This window comes from Pseudomonas sp. GW458-11-26-14-LB4, from assembly GCF_059423925.1.
Window position 1 is genome coordinate 71,224 of record NZ_JBWKYU010000018.1, and the last position, 25,871, is coordinate 97,094.

The 25,871-nt window shown below is 60.3% G+C and carries 23 protein-coding genes and 1 riboswitch; of the genes, 17 read left to right on the plus strand and 6 right to left on the minus strand.

Annotated elements, in window-relative coordinates; all coding sequences use genetic code 11:
* Nucleotides 1-147: 147 nt before the first annotated feature.
* The gene (locus AC07XZ_RS21865; protein ID WP_085700865.1) at nt 148-966 is read left to right on the plus strand and encodes a M48 family metallopeptidase; all 819 of its coding nucleotides are present in this window, start codon (nt 148-150) and stop codon (nt 964-966) included.
* 44 nt (nt 967-1,010) lie between these two features.
* On the opposite strand, the gene AC07XZ_RS21870 is transcribed toward AC07XZ_RS21865, so the two are convergent.
* The 3 genes from AC07XZ_RS21870 to AC07XZ_RS21880 form a co-directional block, all read right to left on the minus strand.
* Nucleotides 1,011-1,595 carry a TMEM165/GDT1 family protein gene (locus AC07XZ_RS21870; protein WP_007956837.1) on the minus strand — a complete coding sequence of 195 codons (585 nt, stop codon included), beginning with the start codon at nt 1,593-1,595 and terminating at the stop codon, nt 1,011-1,013.
* An 87-nt stretch (nt 1,596-1,682) separates the two neighbouring features.
* Nucleotides 1,683-1,807: riboswitch (yybP-ykoY riboswitch) on the minus strand.
* 39 nt (nt 1,808-1,846) lie between these two features.
* Nucleotides 1,847-2,845 carry a methyltransferase gene (locus AC07XZ_RS21875; protein WP_102687543.1) on the minus strand — a complete coding sequence of 333 codons (999 nt, stop codon included), beginning with the start codon at nt 2,843-2,845 and terminating at the stop codon, nt 1,847-1,849.
* A gap of 34 nt (nt 2,846-2,879) precedes the next feature.
* Nucleotides 2,880-3,845 carry a 2-hydroxyacid dehydrogenase gene (locus tag AC07XZ_RS21880; RefSeq protein ID WP_102687544.1) on the minus strand — a complete coding sequence of 322 codons (966 nt, stop codon included), beginning with the start codon at nt 3,843-3,845 and terminating at the stop codon, nt 2,880-2,882.
* A gap of 91 nt (nt 3,846-3,936) precedes the next feature.
* On the opposite strand from AC07XZ_RS21880, the gene AC07XZ_RS21885 reads away from it, so the two are divergent.
* The 7 genes from AC07XZ_RS21885 (at nt 3,937) to AC07XZ_RS21915 (ending at nt 14,537) form a co-directional block, all read left to right on the plus strand.
* Nucleotides 3,937-4,566 (plus strand): LysE family translocator, encoded by a 630-nt coding sequence (locus tag AC07XZ_RS21885; protein WP_102687545.1) that lies wholly within the window; start codon nt 3,937-3,939, stop codon nt 4,564-4,566.
* A gap of 156 nt (nt 4,567-4,722) precedes the next feature.
* The gene (locus AC07XZ_RS21890) at nt 4,723-6,405 is read left to right on the plus strand and encodes a fatty acid--CoA ligase (RefSeq protein WP_085606947.1); all 1,683 of its coding nucleotides are present in this window, start codon (nt 4,723-4,725) and stop codon (nt 6,403-6,405) included.
* Nucleotides 6,406-6,741: 336 nt separating this feature from the next.
* Nucleotides 6,742-8,631, plus strand: a complete 1,890-nt coding sequence (locus AC07XZ_RS21895; RefSeq protein WP_085745365.1) for a DUF1302 domain-containing protein — start codon at nt 6,742-6,744, stop codon at nt 8,629-8,631.
* A 26-nt stretch (nt 8,632-8,657) separates the two neighbouring features.
* Nucleotides 8,658-10,022, plus strand: coding sequence for a DUF1329 domain-containing protein (locus AC07XZ_RS21900; RefSeq protein WP_085745364.1), 1,365 nt, complete (start codon nt 8,658-8,660; stop codon nt 10,020-10,022).
* Nucleotides 10,023-10,209: 187 nt separating this feature from the next.
* Nucleotides 10,210-12,945, plus strand: a complete 2,736-nt coding sequence (locus AC07XZ_RS21905; protein WP_085745363.1) for a winged helix-turn-helix domain-containing protein — start codon at nt 10,210-10,212, stop codon at nt 12,943-12,945.
* Nucleotides 12,946-13,046: 101 nt separating this feature from the next.
* A complete protein-coding gene (locus AC07XZ_RS21910) occupies nt 13,047-13,691 on the plus strand; it encodes an MBL fold metallo-hydrolase (protein ID WP_085745362.1) in 645 nt (214 codons plus the stop codon).
* Nucleotides 13,692-13,805: 114 nt separating this feature from the next.
* Entirely contained in the window at nt 13,806-14,537 is a 732-nt protein-coding gene (locus AC07XZ_RS21915; RefSeq protein ID WP_007956806.1) for a YiaD family glycine zipper/OmpA-like lipoprotein, read from the plus strand.
* Nucleotides 14,538-14,604: 67 nt separating this feature from the next.
* Here the strand turns inward: AC07XZ_RS21915 and AC07XZ_RS21920 are convergent, their stop codons facing one another.
* Entirely contained in the window at nt 14,605-15,039 is a 435-nt protein-coding gene (locus AC07XZ_RS21920) for a Z-ring associated ZapG family protein (RefSeq protein WP_007956803.1), read from the minus strand.
* 144 nt (nt 15,040-15,183) lie between these two features.
* Between AC07XZ_RS21920 and AC07XZ_RS21925 the strand changes: the two genes are divergently transcribed.
* The 3 genes from AC07XZ_RS21925 to zapE all read left to right on the plus strand — a co-directional run bounded on the left by AC07XZ_RS21925 (nt 15,184) and on the right by zapE (nt 18,378).
* Complete coding sequence (locus AC07XZ_RS21925; protein WP_102687560.1) at nt 15,184-15,813, plus strand: alpha/beta hydrolase; 630 nt, start codon at nt 15,184-15,186, stop codon at nt 15,811-15,813.
* Between the two features lie 24 nt (nt 15,814-15,837).
* Nucleotides 15,838-17,193 (plus strand): tryptophan--tRNA ligase, encoded by a 1,356-nt coding sequence (locus AC07XZ_RS21930; RefSeq protein ID WP_102687546.1) that lies wholly within the window; start codon nt 15,838-15,840, stop codon nt 17,191-17,193.
* Nucleotides 17,194-17,283: 90 nt separating this feature from the next.
* The gene (gene zapE, locus AC07XZ_RS21935) at nt 17,284-18,378 is read left to right on the plus strand and encodes a cell division protein ZapE (protein ID WP_085606932.1); all 1,095 of its coding nucleotides are present in this window, start codon (nt 17,284-17,286) and stop codon (nt 18,376-18,378) included.
* 62 nt (nt 18,379-18,440) lie between these two features.
* On the opposite strand, the gene AC07XZ_RS21940 is transcribed toward zapE, so the two are convergent.
* On the minus strand, nt 18,441-19,337 hold the full coding sequence (locus tag AC07XZ_RS21940; protein WP_173892775.1) for a GlxA family transcriptional regulator: 897 nt from the start codon (nt 19,335-19,337) through the stop codon (nt 18,441-18,443).
* Nucleotides 19,338-19,583: 246 nt separating this feature from the next.
* Between AC07XZ_RS21940 and AC07XZ_RS21945 the strand changes: the two genes are divergently transcribed.
* Nucleotides 19,584-20,720, plus strand: coding sequence for an acyl-CoA dehydrogenase family protein (locus tag AC07XZ_RS21945; RefSeq protein WP_102687548.1), 1,137 nt, complete (start codon nt 19,584-19,586; stop codon nt 20,718-20,720).
* 132 nt (nt 20,721-20,852) lie between these two features.
* Here the strand turns inward: AC07XZ_RS21945 and AC07XZ_RS21950 are convergent, their stop codons facing one another.
* On the minus strand, nt 20,853-21,893 hold the full coding sequence (locus AC07XZ_RS21950; RefSeq protein ID WP_085655282.1) for an NADP(H)-dependent aldo-keto reductase: 1,041 nt from the start codon (nt 21,891-21,893) through the stop codon (nt 20,853-20,855).
* 244 nt (nt 21,894-22,137) lie between these two features.
* Between AC07XZ_RS21950 and rplM the strand changes: the two genes are divergently transcribed.
* The 5 genes from rplM to AC07XZ_RS21975 all read left to right on the plus strand — a co-directional run bounded on the left by rplM (nt 22,138) and on the right by AC07XZ_RS21975 (nt 25,828).
* Nucleotides 22,138-22,566: a 50S ribosomal protein L13 gene (gene rplM, locus AC07XZ_RS21955; protein WP_003228062.1), complete on the plus strand. Its 429-nt coding sequence runs from the start codon at nt 22,138-22,140 to the stop codon at nt 22,564-22,566.
* 14 nt (nt 22,567-22,580) lie between these two features.
* The gene (gene rpsI / locus AC07XZ_RS21960) at nt 22,581-22,973 is read left to right on the plus strand and encodes a 30S ribosomal protein S9 (RefSeq protein WP_007956794.1); all 393 of its coding nucleotides are present in this window, start codon (nt 22,581-22,583) and stop codon (nt 22,971-22,973) included.
* 268 nt (nt 22,974-23,241) lie between these two features.
* Nucleotides 23,242-23,835: a ubiquinol-cytochrome c reductase iron-sulfur subunit gene (petA, locus tag AC07XZ_RS21965; protein WP_007917031.1), complete on the plus strand. Its 594-nt coding sequence runs from the start codon at nt 23,242-23,244 to the stop codon at nt 23,833-23,835.
* Nucleotides 23,835-25,046, plus strand: coding sequence for a cytochrome b (locus AC07XZ_RS21970; RefSeq protein WP_007956792.1), 1,212 nt, complete (start codon nt 23,835-23,837; stop codon nt 25,044-25,046). The genes petA and AC07XZ_RS21970 overlap by 1 nt, the downstream gene beginning before the upstream one ends.
* On the plus strand, nt 25,046-25,828 hold the full coding sequence (locus AC07XZ_RS21975; protein ID WP_102687549.1) for a cytochrome c1: 783 nt from the start codon (nt 25,046-25,048) through the stop codon (nt 25,826-25,828). Before AC07XZ_RS21970 ends, AC07XZ_RS21975 begins: the two co-directional genes overlap by 1 nt.
* Nucleotides 25,829-25,871: the final 43 nt, after the last annotated feature.

Here is a 25,871-nt window from a genome sequence, read left to right on the forward strand (position 1 = left end):
AGTTGCAGCGGGCCTGGTGGCGGATGTGAATTTTTTCCTACAGGTCTGGCGGGAGTTTTCTGAAAGTAGATGCAACACGTCCGTTGTATCTGGCGTCGATACAATTACCCGCCTAGGATACGCGGCAGGTTTTCAGGGAGCTTTTGAATGAACAAGACATTGGTTGTAAGTGCACTGAGCGCAGCGCTGTTGCTGGCCGGTTGTCAGTCGGTCAACACCACCAGCGGCGGTGCCGTGGGCGTGGAGCGCAAGCAGTACATGTTCAGCATGCTGTCCTCGCAAGAGGTCGACCAGATGTATGCCCAGTCCTACCAGAAGACCGTGGGCGAGGCGTCCAGCAAAGGCGTGCTGGACAAGACCAGCAACGATGCCAAACGCATTCAGGCCATCGCCAACCGGCTGATCGCCCAAGCACCGAATTTCCGTCCGGATTCGGCGCAGTGGAAATGGGAAGTGAACCTGATCAAGAGTGACGAGCTCAACGCCAACTGCGGTCCTGGCGGCAAGATCATTTTCTACACCGGGCTGATCGACAGTCTGAAGCTCACCGACGATGAAATCGCCGCGGTCATGGGCCATGAAATCGCCCACGCCCTGCGCGAGCATGGTCGTGAAGCCATGTCCAAGGCCTATGGCATCGAAATGGCCAAGCAGGGTGCCGGTGCGTTGCTCGGCCTGGGTCAGGACAGCCTGGCGCTGGCCGACACTGTGGCCAACTACGGCATGACGCTGCCCAACAGCCGCGCCAACGAAAACGAGGCCGACCTGATCGGTCTGGAACTGGCAGCTCGTGCCGGCTACAACCCGAACGCCGCCATCACGTTGTGGAACAAGATGAGCAAGGCATCCGAAGGGGCCCCTCCGGAGTTCATGAGCACTCACCCGGCGTCGTCCAGCCGGATCGCTTCGCTGGAAGCGGCGATTCCGAAGGTCATGCCGCTTTACGAGAAAGCGCCCAAGTCCTGAAACCATGATCGCTCCCGCACTCGGTGCGGGAGCGATCTGCCGGATCAAACCCAGCCGCTGCTCTGCATCGCCTTGTACACCGCGACGATCGCGAGGATCAGGAACGCCGAGGCGGCCAGTCGACGGATCAGGGTCAGCGGCAGTTTCTCCGCCGCAAAATTACCCGCCAGTACCACCGGCACGTTGGCGATCAGCATCCCCGCCGTCGTACCGATAATCACCAGCCACAGCTCCGGGTATTGCGCGGCCAGCATGACGGTGGCGATCTGAGTCTTGTCGCCGATTTCCGCGAGGAAGAACGCAATCAGCGTGGTCAGGAATGGCCCGAACTTGCGAGCGGTGCTGGCTTCATCGTCATCCATCTTGTCCGGAACCAGCGTCCACAGAGCGGTGGCGGCAAAGCTCGCGGCAAGAATCCAGTGCAGTACCGAATCGGAGAAGAAGCTGCCGAACCAGGCGCCGACCGCACCGGCTGCCGCGTGGTTAGCCAGGGTCGCAGCGACGATACCGGCAATGATCGGCCAGGGTTTGCGGAAGCGAGCGGCGAGAATCAGCGCGAGCAGTTGCGTCTTGTCGCCGATTTCGGCCAAGGCAACGATTGCGGTGGGAACGAGTAACGAGTCCAGCATCAGGATTTCCTAAGGGGCGGGTCGACACGGCTATGACACGTACAGCCTTCCCGCCCCGGGTAAGGTGTGCGTGTCATAGGTCTTGTCAAACCCTGCGATCCGTCTGCTGCGGACGCTTGGGTCGCATACGCCATGATCTGAGGATCAAGTATGTTGACGTATGCCGGACGAGCTTGGCGCTCGTGGGAGACTACTCCCCTAGGACGGAGCGGATTCTGCCTAGGCAGAATCCATTCGGCAAGTGCTAATTTTCAGCCGCGCTTGGCCCGGTAAATCCGGAAACCATTCCCTTCGGCCTTGATCGCGCAGACTCCGAGATGCTCTTCGATCAACGGTTGATACTTCAGGAAACTGTTGGCAACCAGGCGAAGTTCGCCGCCGTTTTTCAGATGTTTGGCAGCTTTTCGCAGCAAGTTCTCGGTGGCGAAATAATCGGTGTGCACGCCGACGTGGAACGGCGGGTTGCTCAGAATCGCGTTCAAACCCATCGGCGCGGCGTCGATGCCGTCACCGGTCAGTACCTCGGCTTCCAGACCGTTGGCCGCCAGGGTCAGCCGGCTGCTGGCGGCGGCGAAGGCATCAACGTCGAGCAACGTGACCTGATTGTGCGGGTAACGACGCTTGAGCGCCGCACCGAGTACGCCGGCGCCGCAACCGAAGTCCAGCAGATGACCGCTTGGCAGTTTGTCCAGGTGCTCCAGCAGCAGGGCGCTGCCGCGATCCAGTCGGCCATGGCTGAACACGCCCGGCAGACTGATGACTTTCAACGGGCCTTCGGCCAGCGGCAGTTCGTAGGTTTGCGCCAGGCTTTCCAGCGGTTTGGCTTCGGGAGCATTAGCCACGGTCACTTGCCACAGCTGGCAATGGCGCGCGCTGTCGAGCTTGCGCGGCTTGCCGAACGGGTTGAGCTGTTTGGAGGCGCCTTCGATACCGCTGCGCTTTTCCCCGACCAGATACACCTCACGCCCGGCCAGGCGCGAAGCCACGGCGTTGAGGATGTAATCGGTCAGGTCCTTGGCCTTGGGCAGGAACACCACGGCGTTGGTGAATTCGCGTTCCGGGACGTTCACGCCAAAATGGCTGCGGCCTGCGAAGCGGGCTTCGAGTGCGGCCTGATCGCCGGCGTGCCAGCACCAGCCAAACGCATCGGGCAGGCGCCCCAGCAGATCATCGGCAGGCAAACCGGCCAGCAACACCGAACCCTGGAATAACTCGGCCTGACGAAGCAGTACTTCACTGCGCGGATCCATAACTGCTCCTGTGAAAAAAAAGTGCCGCAGTTTATCAACTGACGACCCGCAGCGCCTTACCGCTGTAGAACGCCTGGGTGTTTTCCACCAGTTGGCCGACGATACGCTGCCGCGCTTCGCGGCTGCCCCAGGCGTTGTGCGGGGTGACGATCAGGCGCGGGATGTCGGCAGCCAGCAACGGATTGCCGTTGGTCGGCGGCTCGACGCTCAGCACATCGGTGGCCGCGCCGCCCAGATGACCGCTGCGCAAGGCGTCGGCCAGGGCCTGTTCGTCGATCAGCCCGCCCCGGGCGGTGTTGACCACGAACGCGCCGGGTTTCATCGAGGCGAGCTCGCGGGCGCCGATGAAATGCCGGGTGTGTTCGTTGAGCGGGCAGTGCAGGGTGAGGGCGTCGATCTGCGGCAACAGTTCTTCCAGCGGCAGACGATCCGGACGGGCCGGGCGCCCCGGAATCTGTCCCAGCAACACGCGCATGCCGAAGGCTTCGGCCAGACGCGCGACCGCGCCGCCGAGTTCGCCGTGACCGAGCAAACCCAGGGTTTTGCCTTCCAGTTCGACGATCGGGTAATCCAGCAGGCAGAACTGTTTCGCCTGTTGCCAGCGGCCTTCGCCGACGGCTTTTTGATAATCGGCCAGGCGTGTGGCGAGGTTGAGCAACAGCATGATCGTGTGTTGCGCCACCGACGGCGTGCCGTAACCCTGGCAGTTGCACACCGTGATGCCGTGGGCGCGGGCGGCGGCCAGATCGACGTTGTTGGTGCCGGTGGCGGTGATCAGGATCAGCTTCAACTGTGGGTTGGCGGCCATGGCGTCGGCGTCGATGAGGATCTTGTTGCTGATTGCCACGGTCGCACCTTGCAGGCGTTCGCTCACCTGCGCAGGCAACGTCTGGGCGAACAGTTGCAGATCGCTGAAGCAGTCACGCAAAGGGCTCAGATCGAGATCGCCAAGATCCAGCGACGGGTGATCGAGGAATACGGCGCGGTGGGCGTTCGTCATCAACTGTACCTGTTGTGCTTTGAAGGGAAGGCGTAATCTGCCGAGCCTACCAGATGAAACAACTCGTTACGCTTGGCCGAAAGGAGCCCCCATGTACTGGACCGAATTCTTGACCGTTGCCCTGATCCACGTGTTGGCCGTCGCCAGCCCCGGTCCTGATTTCGCCGTGGTGGTGCGCGAAAGCGTGACCCATGGTCGACGCGCCGGGACCTGGACCGCGTTGGGCGTGGGCACGGCGATTTTCCTGCACGTGGGTTATTCGCTGCTGGGAATCGGGCTGATCGTCTCCCAATCGATCGTATTGTATAACGCCTTGAAATGGGCGGCCGCCGCGTACCTGCTGTACATCGGCTTCAAGGCTTTGCGTGCGCAACCGGCGAAAACCGTGACCGACGACCTGCACAAAGAAGCTGGCGAGCGCACCGCCCGGGGCGCCTTCACCTCAGGCTTCGTGACCAACGGTTTGAACCCGAAAGCCACGCTGTTCTTCCTGTCGCTGTTCACCGTGGTGATCAACCCGCACACCCCGCTGACAGTCCAGGCCGGTTACGGCATTTATCTCGCCGTCGCGACCGCCACCTGGTTCTGCCTGGTGGCCATGCTGTTCAGCCAGCAGCGCGTGCGCGCCGGTTTCGCCCGCATGGGCCACTGGTTCGACCGCACCATGGGCGCGGTGCTGATCGCCATCGGCGTGAAACTCGCGTTCACCGAGATGCATTGATCCTTCTGGGCTGTCATCTGTTTCGGCAAATGCTGGCGCAAAGCTAGCATTTGTACGGCTCTGCAAATCATTCCTTTGGCTGATTTGGCTGACGTATAACGGTTCTAGAGTACGAAACTCCAAAGCCAACACCGTGCAGTCAGAAAAGGGATTCTTATGTTGCAGACTCGCGTTATTCCGCCCGCCGAAGGGGCGTACCAGTATCCACTGCTGATCAAACGGCTGCTGATGTCGGGCGCCCGTTACGAGAAAACCCGCGAGATCATCTACCGTGACCAGCTGCGCTACAGCTACCCGACCCTGATCGAGCGGGTCGCGCGGCTGGCCAACGTACTGACGGCGGCCGGCGTGAAGGCCGGTGACACCGTGGCGGTGATGGACTGGGACAGCCATCGCTACCTCGAGTGCATGTTTGCGATTCCGATGATCGGCGCGGTGATCCACACCATCAACGTGCGCCTGTCGCCGGAACAGATCCTCTACACCATGAACCACGCCGAGGACCGCTTCGTGCTGGTCAACAGCGAGTTTGTCGGGCTGTACCAGGCCATCGCGCCACACCTGACCACGGTGGAGAAAACCCTGCTGCTGACTGATCTGCCGGAAAAAACCGCGGATTTGCCGAATCTGGTGGGGGAGTACGAGCAACTGCTGGCGGCCGCGAGTCCGCAGTACGACTTCCAGGATTTCGACGAAAACTCGGTCGCCACTACGTTTTACACCACGGGCACCACCGGCAATCCGAAGGGCGTGTACTTCACCCATCGGCAACTGGTGCTGCACACCATGGGCGTGTCGACCATCATGGGCGCCATCGACAGCGTGCGGCTGCTGGGCACCAACGACGTGTACATGCCGATCACCCCGATGTTCCACGTGCATGCGTGGGGTCTGCCGTATGTGGCGACAATGCTCGGGCTCAAGCAGGTTTATCCGGGGCGTTACGACCCGGAGTTTCTGGTCGAGTTGTGGCGCAAGGAAAAGGTCACATTCTCCCATTGTGTGCCGACCATCCTGCAGATGGTGCTCAACGCCAAGGGCGCGCAAGGCACCGATTTTGGCGGCTGGAAAATCGTCATCGGCGGCAGTGCGCTCAATCGTACGCTGTACGAAACAGCCAAGAGCAAGGGCATTCAACTGACGGCCGCCTATGGCATGTCGGAAACCGGGCCGCTGGTCTCGTGCGCGCACCTCAACGATGAATTGATGGCAGGCACCGAAGACGAGCGCACCACCTACCGCATCAAGGCCGGCGTGCCGGGGCCATTGGTCGAAGCGGCGATTGTCGACACCGAGGGCAATTTCCTCCCGGCGGACGGCGAGACCCAGGGCGAACTGGTGTTGCGTGCACCGTGGCTGACCGAGGGTTATTTCAACGAACCGCAGAAGGGCGCCGAGCTGTGGGCCGGCGGCTGGCTGCACACCGGCGACGTCGCCACGCTCGACAGCATGGGCGTGATCGACATTCGCGACCGGATCAAGGACGTGATCAAGACCGGCGGCGAGTGGATCTCCTCGCTGGACCTCGAAGACCTGATCAGCCGTCACGTCGCGGTACGTGAAGTAGCAGTGGTGGGCATCGCCGATCCGCAGTGGGGCGAGCGTCCGTTTGCCTTGCTGGTGGTCCGCGAAGGGCACGCCATCGGGGCGCGCGAGCTCAAGGAACACCTCAAGCCATTCGTTGAACTGGGGCACTTGAGCAAGTGGGCGATTCCGAGCCAGATCGCGCTTGTTACTGAAATTCCCAAGACCAGTGTCGGCAAGCTCGACAAGAAGCGCATCCGCCTCGACATCACCGAATGGCAGGCCAACAACAGCACCTTCCTCTCGACGCTCTGAGCCTCCTCTGGCGCGCCGAAAACGGCGCGCCAGACCCACCAAGCAAGCGCTTGGCTTGTGAAATTCGAATTTTCAGCCATCCTTGCCGTGCCGACATGTGTCGGACTGGCGAAAGGACTGTTCCAGAGTGGCCGGCAGCTGCAAATCACACTTTAGAGGGATCAAGCAGTACCACCTGCTGGCTATAGTCCGCTCAAGGATTTTTAAGAACGGGGCACACGCACAAACGGGGCGATGCAACATTGAAGCGATCTCGGGAAGCCTCTGGCGCCCGGTCCTTCAGGCGTTTTTAAAAGTACTCACTGCCATAACAATAATGCACATGGAGTAGCGTCGATGACCTCAGTAAACCAGTTCTGGCGCCGGGCAAAGCTGCCTCTGGCCGTCAGTCTTGCTTCTTCGCTCGCCGGGCCCGCATTCGGCGTCAGTTTCAACGTCGGTGAAATCGAAGGCCAGTTCGACTCCTCCCTGTCGATCGGTGCCAGTTGGTCCACCCAGAGCCCGAACAAGAACCTCATCGGCGTCAACAACGGCGGTCACGGTCTGTCCCAGACTTCCGACGACGGCCATGCCAACTTCAAGAGCGGCGAAACGTTCTCGAAGATCTTCAAGGGCATCCATGACCTCGAACTGAAATACGGCGACACCGGCGTGTTCGTCCGTGGCAAGTACTGGTACGACTTCGAACTCAAGGACGAGAGTCGCGAGTTCAAGGACATCAGCGACAGCAACCGCAAGGAAGGCGCCAAGTCCGCCGGCGGTCAGATCCTCGATGCCTTCGTCTACCACAACTATTCGATCGCCGATCAGCCGGGCTCCGTGCGCCTGGGCAAACAGGTGGTGAGCTGGGGTGAAAGTACCTTCATCGGCGGCGGCATCAACTCGATCAACCCGATCGACGTGTCCGCGTTCCGTCGTCCAGGCGCCGAGATCAAGGAAGGCCTGATCCCGGTCAACATGTTCTACGTGTCCCAGAGCCTGACCGAAAACCTGTCCGCCGAAGCCTTCTATCAGCTCGAGTGGGACCAGACCGTCGTCGACAACTGCGGGACCTTCTTCTCCCAGCCGGACATCATTGCCGACGGCTGCACCGACAACCTGCGCGTGCTGAACAAGCGCTCGCAGATCCCGGCCATTGCCCTGGGGCCATTGGCAGCCAACGGCGTCGACGTCAACGAGGAAGGCGTGCTGGTACGTCGCGGTCCTGATCGGGATGCCCGAGACAGCGGTCAGTGGGGCGCGTCCCTCAAATACATGTTCGAGCCACTGGACACCGAGTTCGGTGCCTACTTCATGAACTATCACAGCCGTGCGCCGATCTTCAGCGCCACGGGTGCACCGCAATCGGTCTACAACGGCGTGGCGGCATTGCCGGCAGCATTCCGGGCCCTGGGGCCGCTGGTGGTTGCAGGCAACTCGAACTACTTCGTCGAGTATCCAGAAGACATCCGCCTGTACGGTCTGAGCTTCTCCACCACCCTGCCTACCGGCACCGCCTGGAGCGGTGAGATCAGCTACCGTCCGAATGCGCCGGTACAACTGAACTCTACCGACATCCTGTTCGCCGGTGTGCGTCCCTTGGGCGGCACGTTTGCGAACGCATCGCTGCTCGACGGCGTGCCGGGTCAGGATCTGCACGGTTACGAGCGCAAGGAAATCACTCAACTGCAGACCACCTTCACGCACTTCTTCGATCAGGTCATGGGCGCGAGCCGTCTGACGCTGGTGGGTGAAGTGGGCGCGACTTACGTGGGCGGTCTGGAGAGCCGATCCGACAAGCGCTATGGCCGCGACCCGGTCTTCGGCCCGGGCGAATTGCCAGCCACCGGCGGCACCAACACCTGCGTCAACATCCTCAACAACGGCACCATCAATGGCGCCGGGCCAGGTTCCCCACAGAACAACCGTAGCCGCAATTGCAACAATGACGGTTTCACCACGTCGGTGTCCTGGGGTTATCGCGGTCGCGCCATCTGGGAATACAACGACGTGTTCGCCGGCGTGAACCTCAAGCCGAACGTGGCCTGGTCCCATGACGTCAGCGGCTACTCGCCAGGCCCTGGCGGCAACTTTGAAGAAGGTCGCAAGGCGGTGAGCCTGGGCGTCGATGCCGAGTACCAGAACACCTATACCGCGAGCCTGGCTTACACCAACTTCTTCGACGGCAAGTACACCACCGTGGATGACCGCGACTTCGTGGCGCTCAGCCTCGGCGTGAACTTCTAAGCACTGCATTCAGGACGAACGAATTTATGAAAATAACAAAGAGTCTGTTCCACGCCGGTGTTCTGGGCCTGTCGCTGCTGGCGACCGGCGTCATGGCGGCAGTGCCTGCCGCCGAAGCGGACAAACTGGGCAAGAGCCTGACCCCGATGGGCGCCGAAATGGCCGGTAACGCCGACGGCTCGATCCCGGCCTGGAAACCGATGCCGAAGAACGCCGGTACTGTCGACAGCAAAGGCTTCCTGTCCGACCCGTACGCCAGTGAAAAACCGCTGTTCACCATTACCAAACAGAACGTCGATCAGTACAAGGCCAAGCTCGCGCCGGGTCAGTACGCGATGTTCCAGCGTTACCCTGATACCTTCAAGATGCCGGTCTACCCATCCCATCGCGGTGCCACCGTGCCGGATGCGGTATTCGCCGCCATCAAGAAGAACGCCACCACCACGACGCTGGTGTCGGGCGGCAACGGCCTGGAAAACTTCGATACCGCCGTGCCGTTCCCGATTCCGAAAACCGGTGTGGAAGTCATCTGGAACCACATCACCCGCTATCGCGGCGGCAGCGTGACCCGTCTGGTGACCCAGGCCACGCCGCAACCGAACGGCTCGTTCAGCCTGGTGTATTTCCAGGACCAGTTCGTGTTCCGCGACAAGATGAAAGATTACGATCCGGCGAACCCGGGCAACATCCTGTTCTACTTCAAGCAGAAAGTGACCGCGCCGGCACGTCTGGCCGGTGGTGTACTGCTGGTGCACGAAACCCTCGATCAGGTGAAGGAACCGCGTTCGGCGTGGGTCTACAACGCCGGTCAGCGTCGTGTGCGCCGCGCACCGCAAGTGTCCTATGACGGCCCGGGTACCGCGGCGGATGGTCTGCGTACTTCCGACAACCTGGACATGTTCAACGGCGCACCGGATCGCTACGACTGGAAACTGGTCGGCAAGCAAGAGATGTACATCGCCTCCGACAGCTACAAGCTCGACGATCCAAAGCTCAAGTATGCCGACATCATCAAGGCCGGGCACATCAACCAGGATCTGGCGCGCTATGAACTGCGTCGCGTCTGGCACGTGACCGCGACCCTGAAGGAAGGTCAGCGTCACATCTACGCCAAGCGTGACTTCTTCATCGACGAAGACACCTGGCAAGCGGCCGTGATCGATCACTATGACGGTCGCAACCAACTGTGGCGCGTGGCGGAAGCTCACTCCCAGGACTACTACAACGTGCAGGTGCCTTGGTACACCCTGGAAACCCTCTACGACCTGCAGTCCGGCCGCTACCTGGCTCTGGGCATGAAGAACGAAGAGAAATCGGCGTATGACTTCGGTTTCACTGCAACCACCGCAGACTTCACGCCCCAAGCCCTGCGCCAGGACGGTATTCGCTAAGCTCCTGTAAACCGAGGCCGCATCCTCGTTAAAACGCCCCGACCGGTTCGGGGCGTTTTTTTGCCTGTCGCTTTTTCCGTAGCCTTTTTGTAGCCATTTGTAGCAACGACCTTCATAACCGCTCCGTTTAAGGCTAGTCTGCGGGCATCTGCTACGCCGCCAACAGCCCTACAAACAAGAGCCGGCCATGACTGATCTGTCCCCACTTCCGGGCCCTGCAAGCGTTGCCGTCGCGGCACTGGACGGACGTTTTTTCCGTCCGCCGCTACCCGACGGCTACGTGCTGCGACCCCGTTTGTGCGAGCGCCTGAGCGCCGGGCTCGGAGGGCGTTTGTTGCTGGTCAGCGCCCCGGCCGGGTTCGGCAAGAGCTCGCTGGCGGTGGAGTTCTGTCAGAGTCTGCCGGCGCACTGGCAAAGCCTGTGGCTGGGTCTGAGTCCGCGGGACAACGATCCGGGGCGGTTTCTCGAGCGACTGCTCGAAGGTCTGCAGGACTATTTTCCGCAATTGGGCAGCCGGGCACTGGGACTGCTGAAAATGCGTCAACGTCATCAGCCGTTTGCGTTCGAAGAATGGCTCGACGGCCTGCTGGATGAACTGGCGCTGCATCTGCAACCGACGGCTCCGCTGCTGTTGGTACTGGATGACTACCACCTCGCTCAAGGGCCGGTGCTCGACCGTTGCCTGCAATTTTTCCTCAATCATTTACCGGACGGCCTGGTGGTCATGGTCACCAGTCGGCAGCGCCCGGACTGGCACCTGGCACGTCTGCGCCTGTCGCGCCAGTTGCTGGAACTGCACGAACAGGACCTGCGCCTGACCCACGACGAAGCCTTGGCACTGCTTGATCGTCACAGCAGTTCCCTGCGCGGTGAAGCGCTGGAAAACCTGATCCAGCGCAGCGAAGGCTGGGTGGCCGGGCTGCGTTTCTGGCTGCTGGCGATCGCTGAAGTCGGCACCGAATCAGCCTTGCCACAAGCGTTGAACGGCGGGGAAGGGCTGATCCGCGAATATCTGCTGGAAGAAGTCATCGATTGCCTGCCCGCCGAGGTCCAGGCGTTTCTTTATGACACCGCGCCGCAGGAACGCTTTTGCAGCGAGCTGTGCGACGCGGTGCGCGAAGCCCACGACAGTGCGGAAATCCTGCGTTTCCTGCTGGCGCATCAGGTGTTCCTCGTGCCGCTGGACGAGCATGGGCACTGGTATCGTTATCACCACCTGTTTTCCGACCTGTTGCGCAGCCGGCCTATCGCCCGGGCACTGGTGCCGGCCGCGACGCTGCATCTGCGCGCCTGCCGCTGGTTCAATGCCCAGGGCCTTCTGGATGAAGCTGTCGAGCAGGCGCTGCGCGCAGGGCATCTGGACGTCGCGGCCAATCTGGTACAAAACCTGTCCGAGGAACAACTGCTGGCCGAGCAAAACGTCGGCATGCTGCTGCGCTGGAAAATGGACCTGCCCGACAGCCTGCTGATCAGCACCCCGCGCCTGATCGTGTTGTACAGCTGGGCGCTGGGGCTGGCCTGTCAGCTTGATGCGGCCGAAGAACTCGCCAGTCATCTGAGTCGTTTTCTGCCGGCACCTTCGGCCACCGCCCAGAAATCCATGCTGGCTCAATGGCTGGCGCTCAAGGGCATCATCGCCCGCGGGCGGGGCCATCGCGAGCAGACCATCGAGTATTGCAGCGAAGCACTGGAAAGCCTGCCGGCCAAGCGTTACGGCCAACGCCTGATGTGCCTCTCGACCCTGTCCAACCTGGCGATTGCCGACGGCGATCTGTGGCGTGCACGGGGCCTGAACCGCGAGTCGCTTGAGCTGGCGCAGCGGGTCGGCAATCCCTTATTCGAGGCGCTGGCGCATTATGATCGTGCCCGCGTCCTGCAGGCCCGCGGCGAAATCCTGCGTGCGCTCGATGAAGTGCGCCAAGGGTTGGAGCGCTTGCGCGGATTGTCCGCGCAGCGTTTGTACGCCGTGCGTGCGCGACTGACGCTGTATGAGGGTTTTCTGCTGGCCATGCGATTGCAGCCTCAGGCGGCAAGGGCGCGATTGCAGGCGGGCCTGACTGAAGCAAGGGCCTGTCGTGACATCAGCGTGCTGATTGGCCACTGCGTGATCGCCCGGCTCGACGGCAGCAGCGGCGATTTCGCCAAGGCCTTCGCCGAACTGGCCGAAGCCGAAAGGCTGATGCACATATGGGATGTCCCGCCGATCTACTACCTGGCGATGATCACCCTGGTCAAATGTGAGCTGTGGCTGGCTCAGGGGCGTATCGATCTGGCCGAAGCCTGGCTGGCGCGACTGGGCCAGACCTACACCGGTGAATACGCGGCGGCACCGCCGGAATTTCATCCGCAACTGCCCTTGCACGTCGAGCTGCAACAGGCGTTGCTGGACGTCATACAGGGGCAACCGATGCTCGCCGAAGGGCGATTGAACGTGCTGCTGGAGAACGGCCAGCAAACCGGACGGCAACTGCTCAGCGTGATGGCGCTGACGCAAAAAGTGGTGTTGCTGTTGGCAAACAATCGTGAGCCTGAAGCGCGCAAGGCATTGAGTCAGGCACTGGAAGCGGCGTCCGGCGGCGTCCTGCAACCTTTCGATGTGCTGGTCAAAGAGCATGCTGACTGGTTGCGCGGGCAACTGTCACTGACTGCACCGACAGCTGCCGGTCAGCAATTGCTGGAACATTTCCCCCAGGCGCCGGCTCGTCCTGCAGCGGAATCCACGACGACCGAATCGCTCAGCAGTCGTGAGCTCGCCGTCCTGAGGTTGATCGCTCAGGGCTGCTCGAATCAGGAAATCAGTGATCAGCTGTTCATCTCGCTGCACACCGTGAAAACGCACGCCAGTCACATCAACAGCAAGCTGGGTGTGGAACGGCGCACGCAAGCGGTGGCGCGGGCGAAAGAGTTGGGGGTGTTGAACTGAATCTGCTGTTTTGCGCTGTGTCGGCATCCTGCGAGCCAACAACGTAAAATGGCGGAAATCAGCCTCTGCGCACTGTCTTCAATGTCTGTTCAGGATCTCCCATGACCGCTGCAAATCCCGCGCTCATTCGCGAAACTTTCCCCGTCGGCCCGCTCCAGTGCAACTGCACGATCATCGGGGATCCGATCACCAAAAAAGCCATTGTCGTCGATCCGGGCGGCAACCCTGACCTGATCATGGCCCGGCTCGATGCCCTCGGTCTGAAAGTGGTCAGCATCATTCACACTCACGCGCACCTCGACCACTTTCTGGCTTCCGGACAGATGAAAGAGAAGACCGGCGCCACCTTGCATCTGCACAAAGAGGATCAGTTCCTGTGGGACAACCTCGAGATGCAGTGCCAGATGTTCGGCGTGCCTTACACCCCGGTGCCGTCTCCCGATCGCTGGTTGAGCGATGATGAAGAGCTGGCCTGCGGCTGTGGCGTGGCGCTGCACACGCCGGGGCATACGCCAGGTTCCATGAGCTTCTGGTTTTCCGAGGCTAAGCTGTTGATTGCCGGCGACACGCTGTTTCGTCGCGGAGTAGGGCGCACGGATTTGTGGGGCGGCGATCAGGCGACCATCGTGCGATCGATCAAGCAACGGCTATACACCCTGGATGAAGACGCGACCGTTGTAGCCGGGCATGGTCCGGATACGCGTCTGGGGGATGAGATGCGCGAGAACCCGTTTGTGCGTGCCTAAACATTTTGTCACGGGTGCCCGGCGGAATTTTTGTGCATTGTCATGATCCAACGCCCGCACGGGCCAGTTGCCAATGGCCGCTGCACCACAGAATGCAAAATGTAGGAGCACTCCATGTTCACCACGCGTCGTTTGATTATTGTCGCTACTGCCGTGGCCGTCTTGTCCGGCTGCGCCTCGCCCAACCCGTATGACAATCAGGGTCAGGCCGACGGTGGCTCCCAGGGCATGAGCAAAACCGCCAAGTACGGTGGCCTCGGTGCGCTGGCCGGCGCGCTGGCCGGTGCCGCCATCGACCACAACAACCGCGGCAAGGGTGCGCTGATCGGCGCAGCCGTCGTCGGTGCCTCGGCCGCCGGTTACGGCTACTACGCCGACCAGCAGGAGAAAAAACTGCGCGCCAGCATGGCCAACACCGGGGTTGAAGTGCAGCGTCAGGGCGACCAGATCAAGCTGATCATGCCGGGCAACATCACGTTCGCCACCGATTCGGCGAACATCGCTTCCAGCTTCTATCAGCCGCTGAACAACCTGGCCAACTCGCTCAAAGAGTTCAACCAGAACCAGATCGAAATCGTCGGTTACACCGACAGCACTGGCAGTCGTCAGCACAACATGGACCTGTCCCAGCGTCGTGCGCAGAGCGTGGCGACCTACCTGACTTCGCAAGGCGTCAGCGGTGCCAACCTGAGCGCCCGCGGTGCCGGTCCGGATAATCCGATTGCCAGCAACGGTGACGTCAACGGCCGGGCGCAGAACCGCCGTGTCGAGGTCAACCTCAAAGCCATCCCTGGCCAGCAGTACGGTGGTCAGCAACAACCGGGCACGGTTCAGCAGTACCCGTAACCGTCAGGTACAAAAAAGCCCCCGGACAAGTGATTGTCCGGGGGCTTTTTGTTGGCGTGAAGGCTGATTACTTCTTCAGGCCGTAATGCTCGTCGAGCATGCCCGGCGAGTTCGGGGTCTTCGGCGCGTAGTCACGCGGCGGTTCCTGATCCCGTGGTGGCGTCAGGCGTTCCCGTGGGGCCTGTGCCGCGTCGGCGTGCAGCGAGGCCAGCAAGCGTTGACGGGTCTGCTCGTCCAGGGCCAGGCGGTTGGCACCCTCGGCGAGGTGATCCTGCACTTCCTGATAGCTCTGGGTCAGCTTCTTGACCAGATTGGCGGTGCTGTTGAAGTGGGTCACCACTTCGTTCTGATAACTGTCGAAACGTTCCTGAATATCATCCAGTTGACGCTGCGTGCGGCTGGGCGCGGCGTTCGGCGCAACGCGAGCGATCAGGAAACCAATGGCGACACCCACAACCAGGGCAAGAGTCGGTAACAACCAAACTAAGAGCGAGTGTTCCACGAGTCCTTCCTCTATAAACGGCTTTGCTTTACGTTAACGGCTCGAACCTGCGCTGTATACCGCGATTCACTCGCAATAGACTGGCACAGACAATTTGCTAGACGAGTCGACCCGATTCGAGGTCACGGAGTTCCTTCCTTGCTGATGCGTGAAACCCCTGTAGTGATTGATGGCCCGGTGGGGCAACTTGAGTCTTTGTATCTGGACAACGAGCAGCCCCGCGGCGTAGCGCTGATCTGCCACCCGAACCCGGTGCAGGGCGGCACCATGCTCAACAAGGTCGTCTCGACCCTGCAGCGCACCGCACGCGACGCCGGCCTGATCACCTTGCGCTTCAACTATCGCGGCGTCGGTGCCAGCGAAGGCTCCCATGACATGGGCACTGGTGAAGTCGACGACGCCCAGGCCGCCGCCGCATGGCTGCTGGAAAAACACCCGGATCTGCCGCTGACCCTGTTCGGTTTCTCCTTCGGCGGATTTGTTGCAGCAAGTCTCGGCGGTCGTCTCGAATCCCGGGGCATCGCGCTCAAGCATCTGTTCATGGTCGCGCCGGCGGTGATGCGTCTGGGCAATCAGGATCAATTGCCGCAGCAGGGTGAGCTGACCGTGATCCAGCCGGAAACCGATGAAGTGATCGATCCGCAGCTGGTCTACGACTGGTCTGAAAAACTCCCGCGCCCCCATGAGCTGCTGAAAGTGGCAGAATGCGGACACTTTTTTCATGGCAAGCTGACCGATCTCAAGGATCTGATCCTGCCGCGTCTCTCGAATTGATTGCAGTCTGACAAGCGATTACCCATGACGAACCGTACCCGCATCCTCACCGGCATCACCACCACCGGCACCCCGCACCTGGGCAACTACGCCGGCGCCATCCGCCCGGCGATCCTCGCCAGCCGCGACAGCAATGCCGACTCGTTCTACTTCCTGGCCGACTATCACGCCCTGATCAAGTGCGATGACCCGCTGCGCATCCAGCGCTCGCGTCTGGAAATCGCCGCGACCTGGCTGGCCGGTGGCCTGGATGTGGATCGCGTGACCTTCTACCGTCAGTCCGACATTCCGGAAATCCCCGAGCTGACCTGGCTGCTGACCTGCGTTGCCGCCAAAGGCCTGCTCAACCGCGCCCACGCCTACAAGGCTTCGGTGGACAAGAACGTCGAGACCGGCGAAGACCCGGATGCCGGTATCACCATGGGCTTGTACAGCTATCCGGTGCTGATGGCGGCGGACATTCTGATGTTCAACGCGCACAAGGTGCCGGTCGGCCGCGACCAGATCCAGCACGTGGAAATGGCCCGTGACATCGGCCAGCGCTTCAACCACCTGTTCGGCCAGGGCAAGGAGTTCTTCACCATGCCCGAAGCGCTGATCGAGGAAAGCGTGGCCACGTTGCCGGGCCTGGACGGTCGCAAGATGTCCAAGAGCTACGACAACACCATTCCGCTGTTCTCCAGCGCCAAGGAAATGAAGGACGCGATCTCGCGCATCGTTACCGACTCCCGCGCGCCGGGCGAAGCGAAAGATCCGGACAACTCGCACCTGTTCACTCTGTTCCAGGCCTTCTCCACGCCGGCGCAGGCCGACGAATTCCGCAGCGAACTGCTGGGCGGTCTGGGTTGGGGCGAGGCGAAGAACCGTCTGTTCCAGCTGCTGGACAACGAGTTGGGCGAGTCCCGCGAGCGTTATCACCAGTTGATCGAGCGTCCGGCAGATCTGGAAGACATCCTGCAACACGGCGCCAAAAAGGCCCGTGCGGTGGCGACGCCGTTCCTCAACGAGCTGCGTGAAGCGGTCGGCCTGCGCTCCTTCGTCAATCAGGTTCAGGTGGCCGCGACCACCAAGAAGAAAGCCGCGAAAGCCGCACGTTTCGTCAGCTTCCGTGAAGACGACGGCAGCTTCCGTTTCCGTCTGCTGGCGGCCGACGGCGAGCAATTGCTGCTGTCGCGCAACTTCGCCGACGGTAAAACCGCCGGTCAGGTGACCAAGCAGCTGCAATCGGGTCAGGCGCTGGATGTGCGCAGCGAAGAGCTGAGCTTCAGCGTCTGGCTGGAAGGCGAGTGCGTTGGCGACAGCCCGGCGTTCGCCGACGTGGCTGCGCGGGATGCGGCCGTCGAGGCCTTGCGGGTCGCTCTGACACCGGTTCAGGAATAATCAACGGGCCGGCCCGACCAAGGGCCGATTGCCATTCCCACGGGCCATCGCTACAGTGACGGCCCGTTTTTGTTGCCTTGCTAACGAATTATGACGCCCCTAGAACGATATCAAGCTGATCTGAAACGCCCGGACTTCTTCCATGATGCGGCGCAGGAAACTGCCGTGCGTCATCTGCAACGCCTGTACGACGATCTGATCGCGGCCGAGCAGAACAAGCCGGGTTTGCTGGGCAAGCTGTTTGGCAAAAAGGATCAGACGCCGGTCAAGGGCCTGTACTTCTGGGGCGGCGTGGGTCGCGGCAAAACCTACCTGGTGGACACCTTCTTCGAAGCGCTGCCATTCAAGGAAAAGACCCGCACTCACTTCCACCGCTTCATGAAGCGCGTGCACGAAGAGATGAAGACCCTCGGCGGCGAGAAAAACCCGCTGACCATCATCGCCAAGCGCTTCGCGACTGAGTCGCGGGTCATCTGCTTCGATGAATTTTTCGTTTCCGACATCACCGACGCCATGATCCTCGGCACGCTGATGGAAGAACTGTTCAAGAACGGCGTGACCCTGGTCGCCACGTCGAACATCGTGCCGGACGGCCTGTACAAGGACGGCCTGCAACGCGCGCGCTTCCTGCCGGCCATCGCGCTGATCAAGCAGAACACCGAGATCGTCAACGTCGACAGCGGCGTCGACTACCGTCTGCGCCACCTCGAACAAGCGGAGCTGTTCCATTTCCCGCTCGACGAAGCCGCCCATGAAAGCCTGCGCAAGAGCTTCCGCGCGCTGACGCCGGAATGCACGGCGGCGGTGGAAAACGATGTGCTGATCATCGAGAACCGCGAAATCCGTGCCCTGCGTACTTGCGATGACGTGGCCTGGTTCGACTTCCGCGAGCTGTGCGACGGCCCACGCAGCCAGAACGACTACATCGAACTGGGCAAGATCTTCCACGCCGTGCTGCTCAGTGGCGTGGAGCAGATGAGCGTCACCACCGACGACATCGCCCGTCGCTTTATCAACATGGTCGACGAGTTCTACGACCGTAACGTCAAACTGATCATTTCTGCCGAAGTCGAGTTGAAAGACCTGTACACCGGCGGACGCCTGACGTTCGAGTTCCAGCGCACCCTCAGCCGTCTGCTGGAGATGCAATCCCACGAATTCCTGTCCCGGGCACACAAGCCTTAAGCGGATTCGGCAAACAAAAAGGGCCTGCAGATGCAGGCCCTTTTTTGTGTCTGGTCGAATCGTCAGGCAGCTTGCTGGAACTGCTGCCGGTACTGGTTCGGCGACAGTTCGGTGTGCTGGCGGAACAGCCGTGCGAAGAAGCTCGCATCGTCGTAGCCGACTTCGTAGCTGATGGTCTTGATGCTCTTGCGACTGCCGGAGAGCAAGCCCTTGGCGGTCTCGATGCGCAGCCGTTGCAGATAGTGCAGCGGCTTGTCGCCGGTGGCAGTCTGGAAGCGGCGCATGAAATTGCGAATGCTCATGCCGTGCTCGCGGGCCACGTCTTCGAAGCGGAATTTGTCGGCGAAATGCTCTTCGAGCCAGTGCTGGATCTGCAGGATGATCACGTCCTGGTGCAACTTCTGACCGCCGAAACCAATGCGTCCCGGGGCGTAGCTGCGCTGCACTTCATAGAGAATGTCGCGGGCCACAGCCTGGGCCACATTGGCGCCGCAGAAGCGCTCGATCAGATAAATGTAGAGATCGCAGGCTGAGGTGGTGCCGCCGGCGCAATACAGGTTGTCGGCGTCGGTCAGGTGCTTGTCCTGATTCAGGTAGACCTGCGGGAAACGCTCGGCGAAGACGTTGAAGAAGCGCCAGTAGGTGGTCGCCTCCTTGCCGTTGAGCAACCCGGCCTCGGCCAGCCAGAACACCCCGGTGGCCTCGCCGCAGAGCACGGCGCCCCGGGCATGCTGTTCGCGAAGCCACGGCAGGATCTGTGGATAACGTTGGCACAGCGTATCGAAATCGTCCCAGAACGCCGGGAGGATGATGACGTCGGCGTTTTCCAGGCCACCGTCCACCGGCATGACCACGTCACTGAAGCTGTTCACCGGTTTGCCGTCGGGACTGACCAGGCGGGTTTCGAACGCCGGAGTCAGGCCGTGGCCCAGTTGTTTGCCGTAACGCAGGCTGGCCAGATGGAAGAAATCCTTGGCTTGCATGAGGGTGGAAGCGAAAACCCGGTCGATCGCCAGGATGCTGACGCGCCGCAAGGGCGTGGAGACTTGCTTGGGCATAATTCAACTTTTGTTTTTATAAGGGAAAGTGGTCACCAGACGGCTGGATCGTCTTATTTTTTGTCGGATGTGTCCAGTGTCCTGTATCGGAAGCGAGGCTTAGTCTCTGAAGGTCTGATCCCTCCAACAATAAAGAAAAGGTGCCGCATGATTCCCAGAACCTTGTTCAGCTCCGAGCACGAATTGTTCCGCGACAGCGTACGAACATTCCTCGAAAAAGAGGCCGTGCCGTTCCATGGGCAATGGGAAAAACAAGGCTACATCGACCGCAAACTGTGGAACAGGGCGGGGGAGGCGGGGATGCTCTGTTCGCACCTGCCGGAGGAATACGGCGGGTTGGGCGCAGATTTTCTTTACAGCGCGGTTGTCATCGAGGAAGTGGGGCGGCTGGGTCTGACCGGCATCGGTTTCTCGCTGCATTCGGACATTGTTGCGCCGTACATCCTGCATTACGGCAGCGAGGCGCTGAAGCAGAAGTACCTGCCGAAACTGGTGTCCGGCGAGATGGTCACCGCGATCGCCATGACCGAGCCGGGTGCCGGTTCCGACCTGCAAGGGGTCAAGACCACGGCGGTGCTGGATGGCGACGAATATGTGATCAACGGCTCGAAAACCTTTATCACCAATGGCTTCCTGGCGGATCTGGTGATCGTTGTCGCCAAGACCGATCCCAAGGCCGGCGCCAAGGGCACCAGCCTGTTTCTGGTGGAGGCGAACACGCCGGGCTTCGACAAGGGCAAGCGCCTGGAGAAGGTCGGAATGAAGGCGCAGGACACGTCGGAATTGTTCTTCCAGGACGTGCGAGTGCCGAAAGAAAACCTGCTGGGTCAGGCCGGGGCAGGGTTTGCCTATCTGATGCAGGAACTGCCGCAGGAGCGTCTGACCGTGGCGATTGGCGGTCTGGCTTCAGCCGAGGCGGCGCTGCAATGGACGCTGGATTACACCCGCGAGCGCAAGGCGTTCGGCAAGTCGATTGCCGACTTCCAGAACACCCGCTTCAAACTGGCGGAAATGGCCACCGAGATTCAGATCGGCCGGGTGTTCGTCGACCGCTGCCTGGAGCTGCATCTGCAAGGAAAGCTCGACGTGCCGACGGCGGCGATGGCCAAGTACTGGGGCACCGACCTGCAATGCAAGGTGCTCGACGAGTGCGTGCAGCTGCATGGCGGCTACGGTTTCATGTGGGAATACCCGGTGGCCCGGGCCTGGGCGGATGCGCGGGTGCAGCGGATCTATGCCGGCACCAATGAAATCATGAAGGAGATCATTGCGCGGTCGCTTTGATCCGAGCGTGTGATCGTTCCCATGCTCTGCGTGGGAATGCCGCCATTGACGCTCTGCGTCCGCTTTGGGAGTGACGCGGAGCATCGCGGTATGCGTTCCCACGCTGAGCGTGGGAACGATCATCGTTCTGGATCACGGCGCCGGGTTCGGATGATCCTTGTGAATCGCTTCGATCCCTTCCAGCACTTCCTTCGACAGTTTCAGCTCGTAGCTGGCGATGTTGCTGTCCAGTTGCTCCAGCGTTGTCGCTCCGATGATGTTGCTGGTGACGAACGGTTGCTGATTCACAAAGGCCAGGGCCATTTGTGCCGGATCCAGGCCGTGTTCACGGGCAAGCGCCACGTAACGGCTGCAGGCCGCCTCCGATTGCGGGTTGAAATAGCGGCTGAAGCGGCTGTAGAGGCTCAGGCGGCCTTTCGGCGGACGCGCCCCACCTTCGTACTTGCCCGACAGGAAACCGAACGCCAGCGGCGAATAGGCGAGCAGGCCGCACTGTTCACGGATGGCGATTTCCGCCAGGCCGATCTCGAAACTGCGGTTGAGCAGGTTGTACGGGTTCTGAATCGACACGGCGCGCGGCCAGCCACGGGCTTCGGCCAGGGCGAGAAAGCGCATGGTGCCCCACGGGGTCTCGTTGGACAGACCGATGTGGCGGATCTTGCCGGCCTTCACTTGCTCATCGAGTGCTTCAAGGGTGTCTTCGAGCGGCGTCAGGTTGGCTTCGGTCTGGTGCTTGTAGCCCAGCTGTCCGAAAAAGTTGGTGCTGCGCTCCGGCCAGTGCAATTGATACAGATCGATGTAGTCGGTCTGCAGGCGCTTGAGGCTGGCGTCCACGGCTTCGGTGATGTGCTGGCGGTTGTGGCGCAGGTTCTTGTCGCGGATGTAGTCGATGGTGTTGCCGGGGCCGGCGATCTTGCTGGCGAGAATCCAGTCGGCGCGGTCGCCACGGCTCTTGAAGTAATTGCCGATGTAGCGCTCGGTGGTGGCGTAGGTGTCGGCTTTTGGCGGCACCGGGTACATTTCGGCAGTGTCGAGGAAATTGATCCCGGCCTCTTTTGCCCGTTCGATCTGGGCGAAGGCTTCAGCTTCAGTGTTTTGCTCGCCCCAGGTCATGGTGCCGAGGCAGATTGCACTCACGTTCAGGTCGGTACGGCCTAGCTGGCGATAGTCCATCGGGTGCTCCTTGGGCAAAACAAGCATAAAAGCAGGTTGAAATTTTTTTCGCAATCTGCATAATTGCCGACCTCTTTCTGCAGTGGAAGTGATGCCCCGCCGCCGAAGAATCTTGCCGTTGAACGGACGCGCCGACCCGAGCCCCCGAAAGCGTCTGTATCCGGCTGCCTTTGACTTGTCAAAGTACGCACTATTCAGTAAGATCCGCCGTCTTATTTACAGGCGGCCCCTGAGGCTATAAAGAATGAAAACTTTTACTGCTAAACCGGAAACAGTAAAGCGCGACTGGTTTGTCGTCGACGCTGCTGGTCAGACCCTGGGTCGTCTGGCCACCGAAATCGCGAGCCGTCTGCGTGGCAAGCACAAGCCTGAGTACACTCCTCACGTTGACACCGGCGACTACATCGTCGTAATCAACGCCGAGCAGATCCGTGTTACCGGTGCTAAAACCACTGACAAAATGTACTACTCCCACTCCGGTTTCCCGGGCGGCATCAAGTCGATCAACTTTGAAAAGCTGATCGCCAAGGCCCCTGAGCGCGTGATCGAGACCGCGGTTAAAGGCATGCTGCCTAAAAACCCACTGGGTCGCGACATGTACCGTAAGCTGAAAGTCTATGCGGGCGCTGCACACCCTCATACTGCTCAGCAGCCCCAAGAACTGAAGATTTAACGGAATAGTTCATTATGTCGGCGACTCAAAATTACGGCACTGGCCGTCGCAAGACCGCAACCGCACGCGTTTTCCTGCGTCCGGGTACTGGTAACATCTCCATCAACAACCGCTCCCTGGACACGTTCTTCGGTCGCGAAACTGCCCGCATGGTAGTTCGTCAGCCGCTGGAACTGACTGAGACTGTCGAGAAGTTCGACATCTACGTCACCGTCATCGGTGGTGGTGTAAGTGGTCAAGCTGGCGCAATCCGCCACGGCATCACTCGCGCTCTGATGGACTACGACGAAACCCTGCGTAGCGCTCTGCGCAAAGCTGGCTTCGTTACCCGCGACGCCCGTGAAGTTGAACGTAAGAAAGTTGGTCTGCGTAAAGCGCGTAAGCGTCCGCAGTACTCGAAGCGTTAATTTCGCTTCCACGTTCAAAAAGAACGCCCGATTCCTCACGGAACCGGGCGTTTTTTTATGCGTGCGATTTCTTGAATAATTGCGCTGTGACAACTTGCCACATTCGTAGACCCCCTATACTACAAGGCTTGAGGGCCAGCCCTCCGGGTAATTACCTTGTCAGAATTGGGGGTTTTCATTACCATTCGGCAAAATTTTTATAAGTACATAGTTTCAATTTAGTAGACGCCTGATTTAACAGGCCACAAAGCTGATGGGAGAGGACTGAATGAGCAATGACGGCGTGAATGCAGGCCGGCGTCGCTTCTTGGTAGCAGCCACATCCGTGGTGGGTGCTGCAGGAGCGGTGGGGGCTGCGGTCCCGTTCGTGGGGTCATGGTTTCCCAGTGCCAAGGCAAAGGCTGCCGGAGCACCGGTGAAAGTGAATGTCAGCAAAATCGAGCCAGGACAGCAGATGATTGCTGAATGGCGCGGCCAGCCGGTGTTCATTGTCCGCCGTACCGAGGAAATCCTGGGGAATCTCAAGAAGATCGAGGGCCAGCTCTCCGATCCGACCTCCAAAAACTCCACGCAACCCACTTATGTCGACCCTGAAGTGCGTTCGATCAAGCCGGAAATCCTCCTGCTGATCGGGATCTGCACTCACCTGGGTTGCTCACCGACCTTCCGTCCCGAAGTGGCACCCGCAGATCTGGGCAAAGACTGGGTAGGCGGCTATTTCTGCCCTTGCCACGGTTCCCACTACGATCTGGCTGGCCGCGTCTACAAGTCGCAACCTGCGCCTTTGAACCTGCCAGTACCCCCGCATTCCTATGAGACCGATGACCTGATTGTCATTGGCGTCGATACGGAGAAAGCGTGATGAGCAAGTTCATGGATTGGGTTGATGCGCGCTTCCCCGCCACCAAGATGTGGGAAGACCATCTCAGCAAGTATTACGCTCCAAAAAACTTCAACTTCTTCTACTTCTTCGGCTCGCTGGCGCTGCTCGTTCTGGTCAACCAGATCGTCACCGGTGTCTGGCTGACGATGAGCTACACCCCGTCGGCGGAAGAAGCGTTCGCCTCCGTCGAATACATCATGCGCGACGTCGAGTACGGTTCGATCCTGCGCCTGCTGCACTCCACCGGCGCTTCGGCGTTCTTCATCGTGGTCTATCTGCACATGTTCCGTGGCCTGCTCTACGGTTCGTACCAGAAACCGCGCGAGCTGGTGTGGGTCTTCGGGATGCTGATCTACCTGGCGCTGATGGCCGAAGCCTTCATGGGTTACCTGCTGCCGTGGGGCCAGATGTCCTACTGGGGTGCCCAGGTGATCATTTCGCTGTTCGGCGCGATCCCGGTCATCGGCAACGACCTGACCCAGTGGATCCGCGGTGACTACCTGATTTCCGGGATCACCCTGAACCGCTTCTTCGCCCTGCACGTGGTTGCCCTGCCGATCGTGATTCTCGGTCTGGTGGTGCTGCACATCCTGGCGCTGCACGAAGTCGGTTCGAACAACCCGGACGGCGTGGACATCAAGAAACACAAAGACGAAAACGGTATCCCGCTGGACGGTATCGCCTTCCACCCGTACTACACCGTAAAAGATATCGTCGGCGTCGTGGTGTTCCTGTTCATCTTCTGCTTCATTGTGTTCTTCTTCCCGGAAATGGGCGGTTACTTCCTCGAAAAGCCTAACTTCGAGCAAGCCAACCCGTTCAAGACCCCTGAGCACATTGCACCGGTCTGGTACTTCACACCGTTCTACGCAATCTTGCGTGCGGTCCCTGACAAGCTCATGGGTGTTATCGCCATGGGGGCGGCGATTGCGGTGCTGTTCGTCCTGCCGTGGCTCGACCGCAGCCCGGTCAAGTCGATGCGCTACAAAGGCTGGATGAGCAAGATCTGGCTGGTGGTGTTCTGCATTTCGTTCGTGATCCTCGGCATTCTGGGCGTTCTGGCCCCGACGCCAGGCCGTACGCTGCTGTCGCAGGTCTGCACCTTCCTGTACTTCGCCTACTTCATTCTGATGCCGTTCTACACCAGGCTCGAGAAGACCAAACCGGTTCCGGAAAGGGTGACTGGCTGATGAAAAAGTTATTTTTTGCTCTGATTTTTGCTGCTCTGCCAGTGCTGTCTTTCGCGGCCGAACACGGTGGTCCGGAACTGGAAAAGGTCGACATCGACGTGTCCGACAAGGCTGCCCTGCAGGATGGTGCGCGTACCTTCGCCAACTATTGCATGGGTTGCCACAGTGCCAAGTTCCAGCGTTACGAGCGTGTGGCCGATGACCTCGGCGTTCCGCACGAACTGATGCTGGAGAAACTGGTGTTCACCGGCGCCAAGATCGGCGATCACATGAACATCGGCATGCAGCCGGCCGACGCCAAGACCTGGTTCGGCGCAGCGCCGCCGGACCTGACGCTGGTGGCTCGTGTTCGCGGCACTGACTGGCTCTACGGTTACCTCAAGTCGTTCTACGAAGATCCTGCACGTCCATGGGGCGTGAACAACAAGGTCTTCCCGAATGTCGGCATGCCTAACGTGCTGGTCGGCCTGCAAGGTCGTCAGGTCGTGGGTTGCAAACAAGTACAGATCGTCGAAGACGGCAAGAAGCAATATGACCCGCTGACCGGTACGCCTCTGACTCATGAAGCGTGCGATCAGCTGACCATCTTGCCGAAAACCGGAACCCTCAACGAAGAGCAGTTCGATGAGAAGGTCAAGAATCTGGTAACCTTCCTGGCTTACTCGGCTAACCCGGTTAAGCTGCAACATCAGCGCATCGGTACTTATGTCTTGCTGTACTTGGCGTTCTTCTTTGTGTTCGCCTATCTGCTCAAGCGTGAATACTGGAAAGACGTGCACTGATACGCTTCAAGCAATTGCTGTTAATCGCGCGCGCCCAAGGGCG

Bases quoted from the DNA above. Each gene is read 5' to 3' on its own strand.
- AC07XZ_RS21975 (WP_102687549.1), top strand. From the start codon at position 25,046: ATGAAAAAGTTATTTTTTGCTCTGATTTTTGCTGCTCTGCCAGTGCTG.
- zapE (WP_085606932.1), top strand. From the start codon at position 17,284: ATGACGCCCCTAGAACGATATCAAGCTGATCTGAAACGCCCGGACTTC.
- AC07XZ_RS21870 (WP_007956837.1), bottom strand. From the start codon at position 1,595: ATGCTGGACTCGTTACTCGTTCCCACCGCAATCGTTGCCTTGGCCGAA.
- AC07XZ_RS21910 (WP_085745362.1), top strand. From the start codon at position 13,047: ATGACCGCTGCAAATCCCGCGCTCATTCGCGAAACTTTCCCCGTCGGC.
- AC07XZ_RS21905 (WP_085745363.1), top strand. From the start codon at position 10,210: ATGACTGATCTGTCCCCACTTCCGGGCCCTGCAAGCGTTGCCGTCGCG.
- rplM (WP_003228062.1), top strand. From the start codon at position 22,138: ATGAAAACTTTTACTGCTAAACCGGAAACAGTAAAGCGCGACTGGTTT.
- AC07XZ_RS21970 (WP_007956792.1), top strand. From the start codon at position 23,835: ATGAGCAAGTTCATGGATTGGGTTGATGCGCGCTTCCCCGCCACCAAG.
- AC07XZ_RS21945 (WP_102687548.1), top strand. From the start codon at position 19,584: ATGATTCCCAGAACCTTGTTCAGCTCCGAGCACGAATTGTTCCGCGAC.
- AC07XZ_RS21895 (WP_085745365.1), top strand. From the start codon at position 6,742: ATGACCTCAGTAAACCAGTTCTGGCGCCGGGCAAAGCTGCCTCTGGCC.
- AC07XZ_RS21930 (WP_102687546.1), top strand. From the start codon at position 15,838: ATGACGAACCGTACCCGCATCCTCACCGGCATCACCACCACCGGCACC.
- AC07XZ_RS21915 (WP_007956806.1), top strand. From the start codon at position 13,806: ATGTTCACCACGCGTCGTTTGATTATTGTCGCTACTGCCGTGGCCGTC.
- AC07XZ_RS21925 (WP_102687560.1), top strand. From the start codon at position 15,184: ATGCGTGAAACCCCTGTAGTGATTGATGGCCCGGTGGGGCAACTTGAG.
- AC07XZ_RS21950 (WP_085655282.1), bottom strand. From the start codon at position 21,893: ATGGACTATCGCCAGCTAGGCCGTACCGACCTGAACGTGAGTGCAATC.
- AC07XZ_RS21865 (WP_085700865.1), top strand. From the start codon at position 148: ATGAACAAGACATTGGTTGTAAGTGCACTGAGCGCAGCGCTGTTGCTG.
- rpsI (WP_007956794.1), top strand. From the start codon at position 22,581: ATGTCGGCGACTCAAAATTACGGCACTGGCCGTCGCAAGACCGCAACC.
- AC07XZ_RS21875 (WP_102687543.1), bottom strand. From the start codon at position 2,845: ATGGATCCGCGCAGTGAAGTACTGCTTCGTCAGGCCGAGTTATTCCAG.
- AC07XZ_RS21900 (WP_085745364.1), top strand. From the start codon at position 8,658: ATGAAAATAACAAAGAGTCTGTTCCACGCCGGTGTTCTGGGCCTGTCG.
- AC07XZ_RS21890 (WP_085606947.1), top strand. From the start codon at position 4,723: ATGTTGCAGACTCGCGTTATTCCGCCCGCCGAAGGGGCGTACCAGTAT.
- petA (WP_007917031.1), top strand. From the start codon at position 23,242: ATGAGCAATGACGGCGTGAATGCAGGCCGGCGTCGCTTCTTGGTAGCA.
- AC07XZ_RS21880 (WP_102687544.1), bottom strand. From the start codon at position 3,845: ATGACGAACGCCCACCGCGCCGTATTCCTCGATCACCCGTCGCTGGAT.
- AC07XZ_RS21885 (WP_102687545.1), top strand. From the start codon at position 3,937: ATGTACTGGACCGAATTCTTGACCGTTGCCCTGATCCACGTGTTGGCC.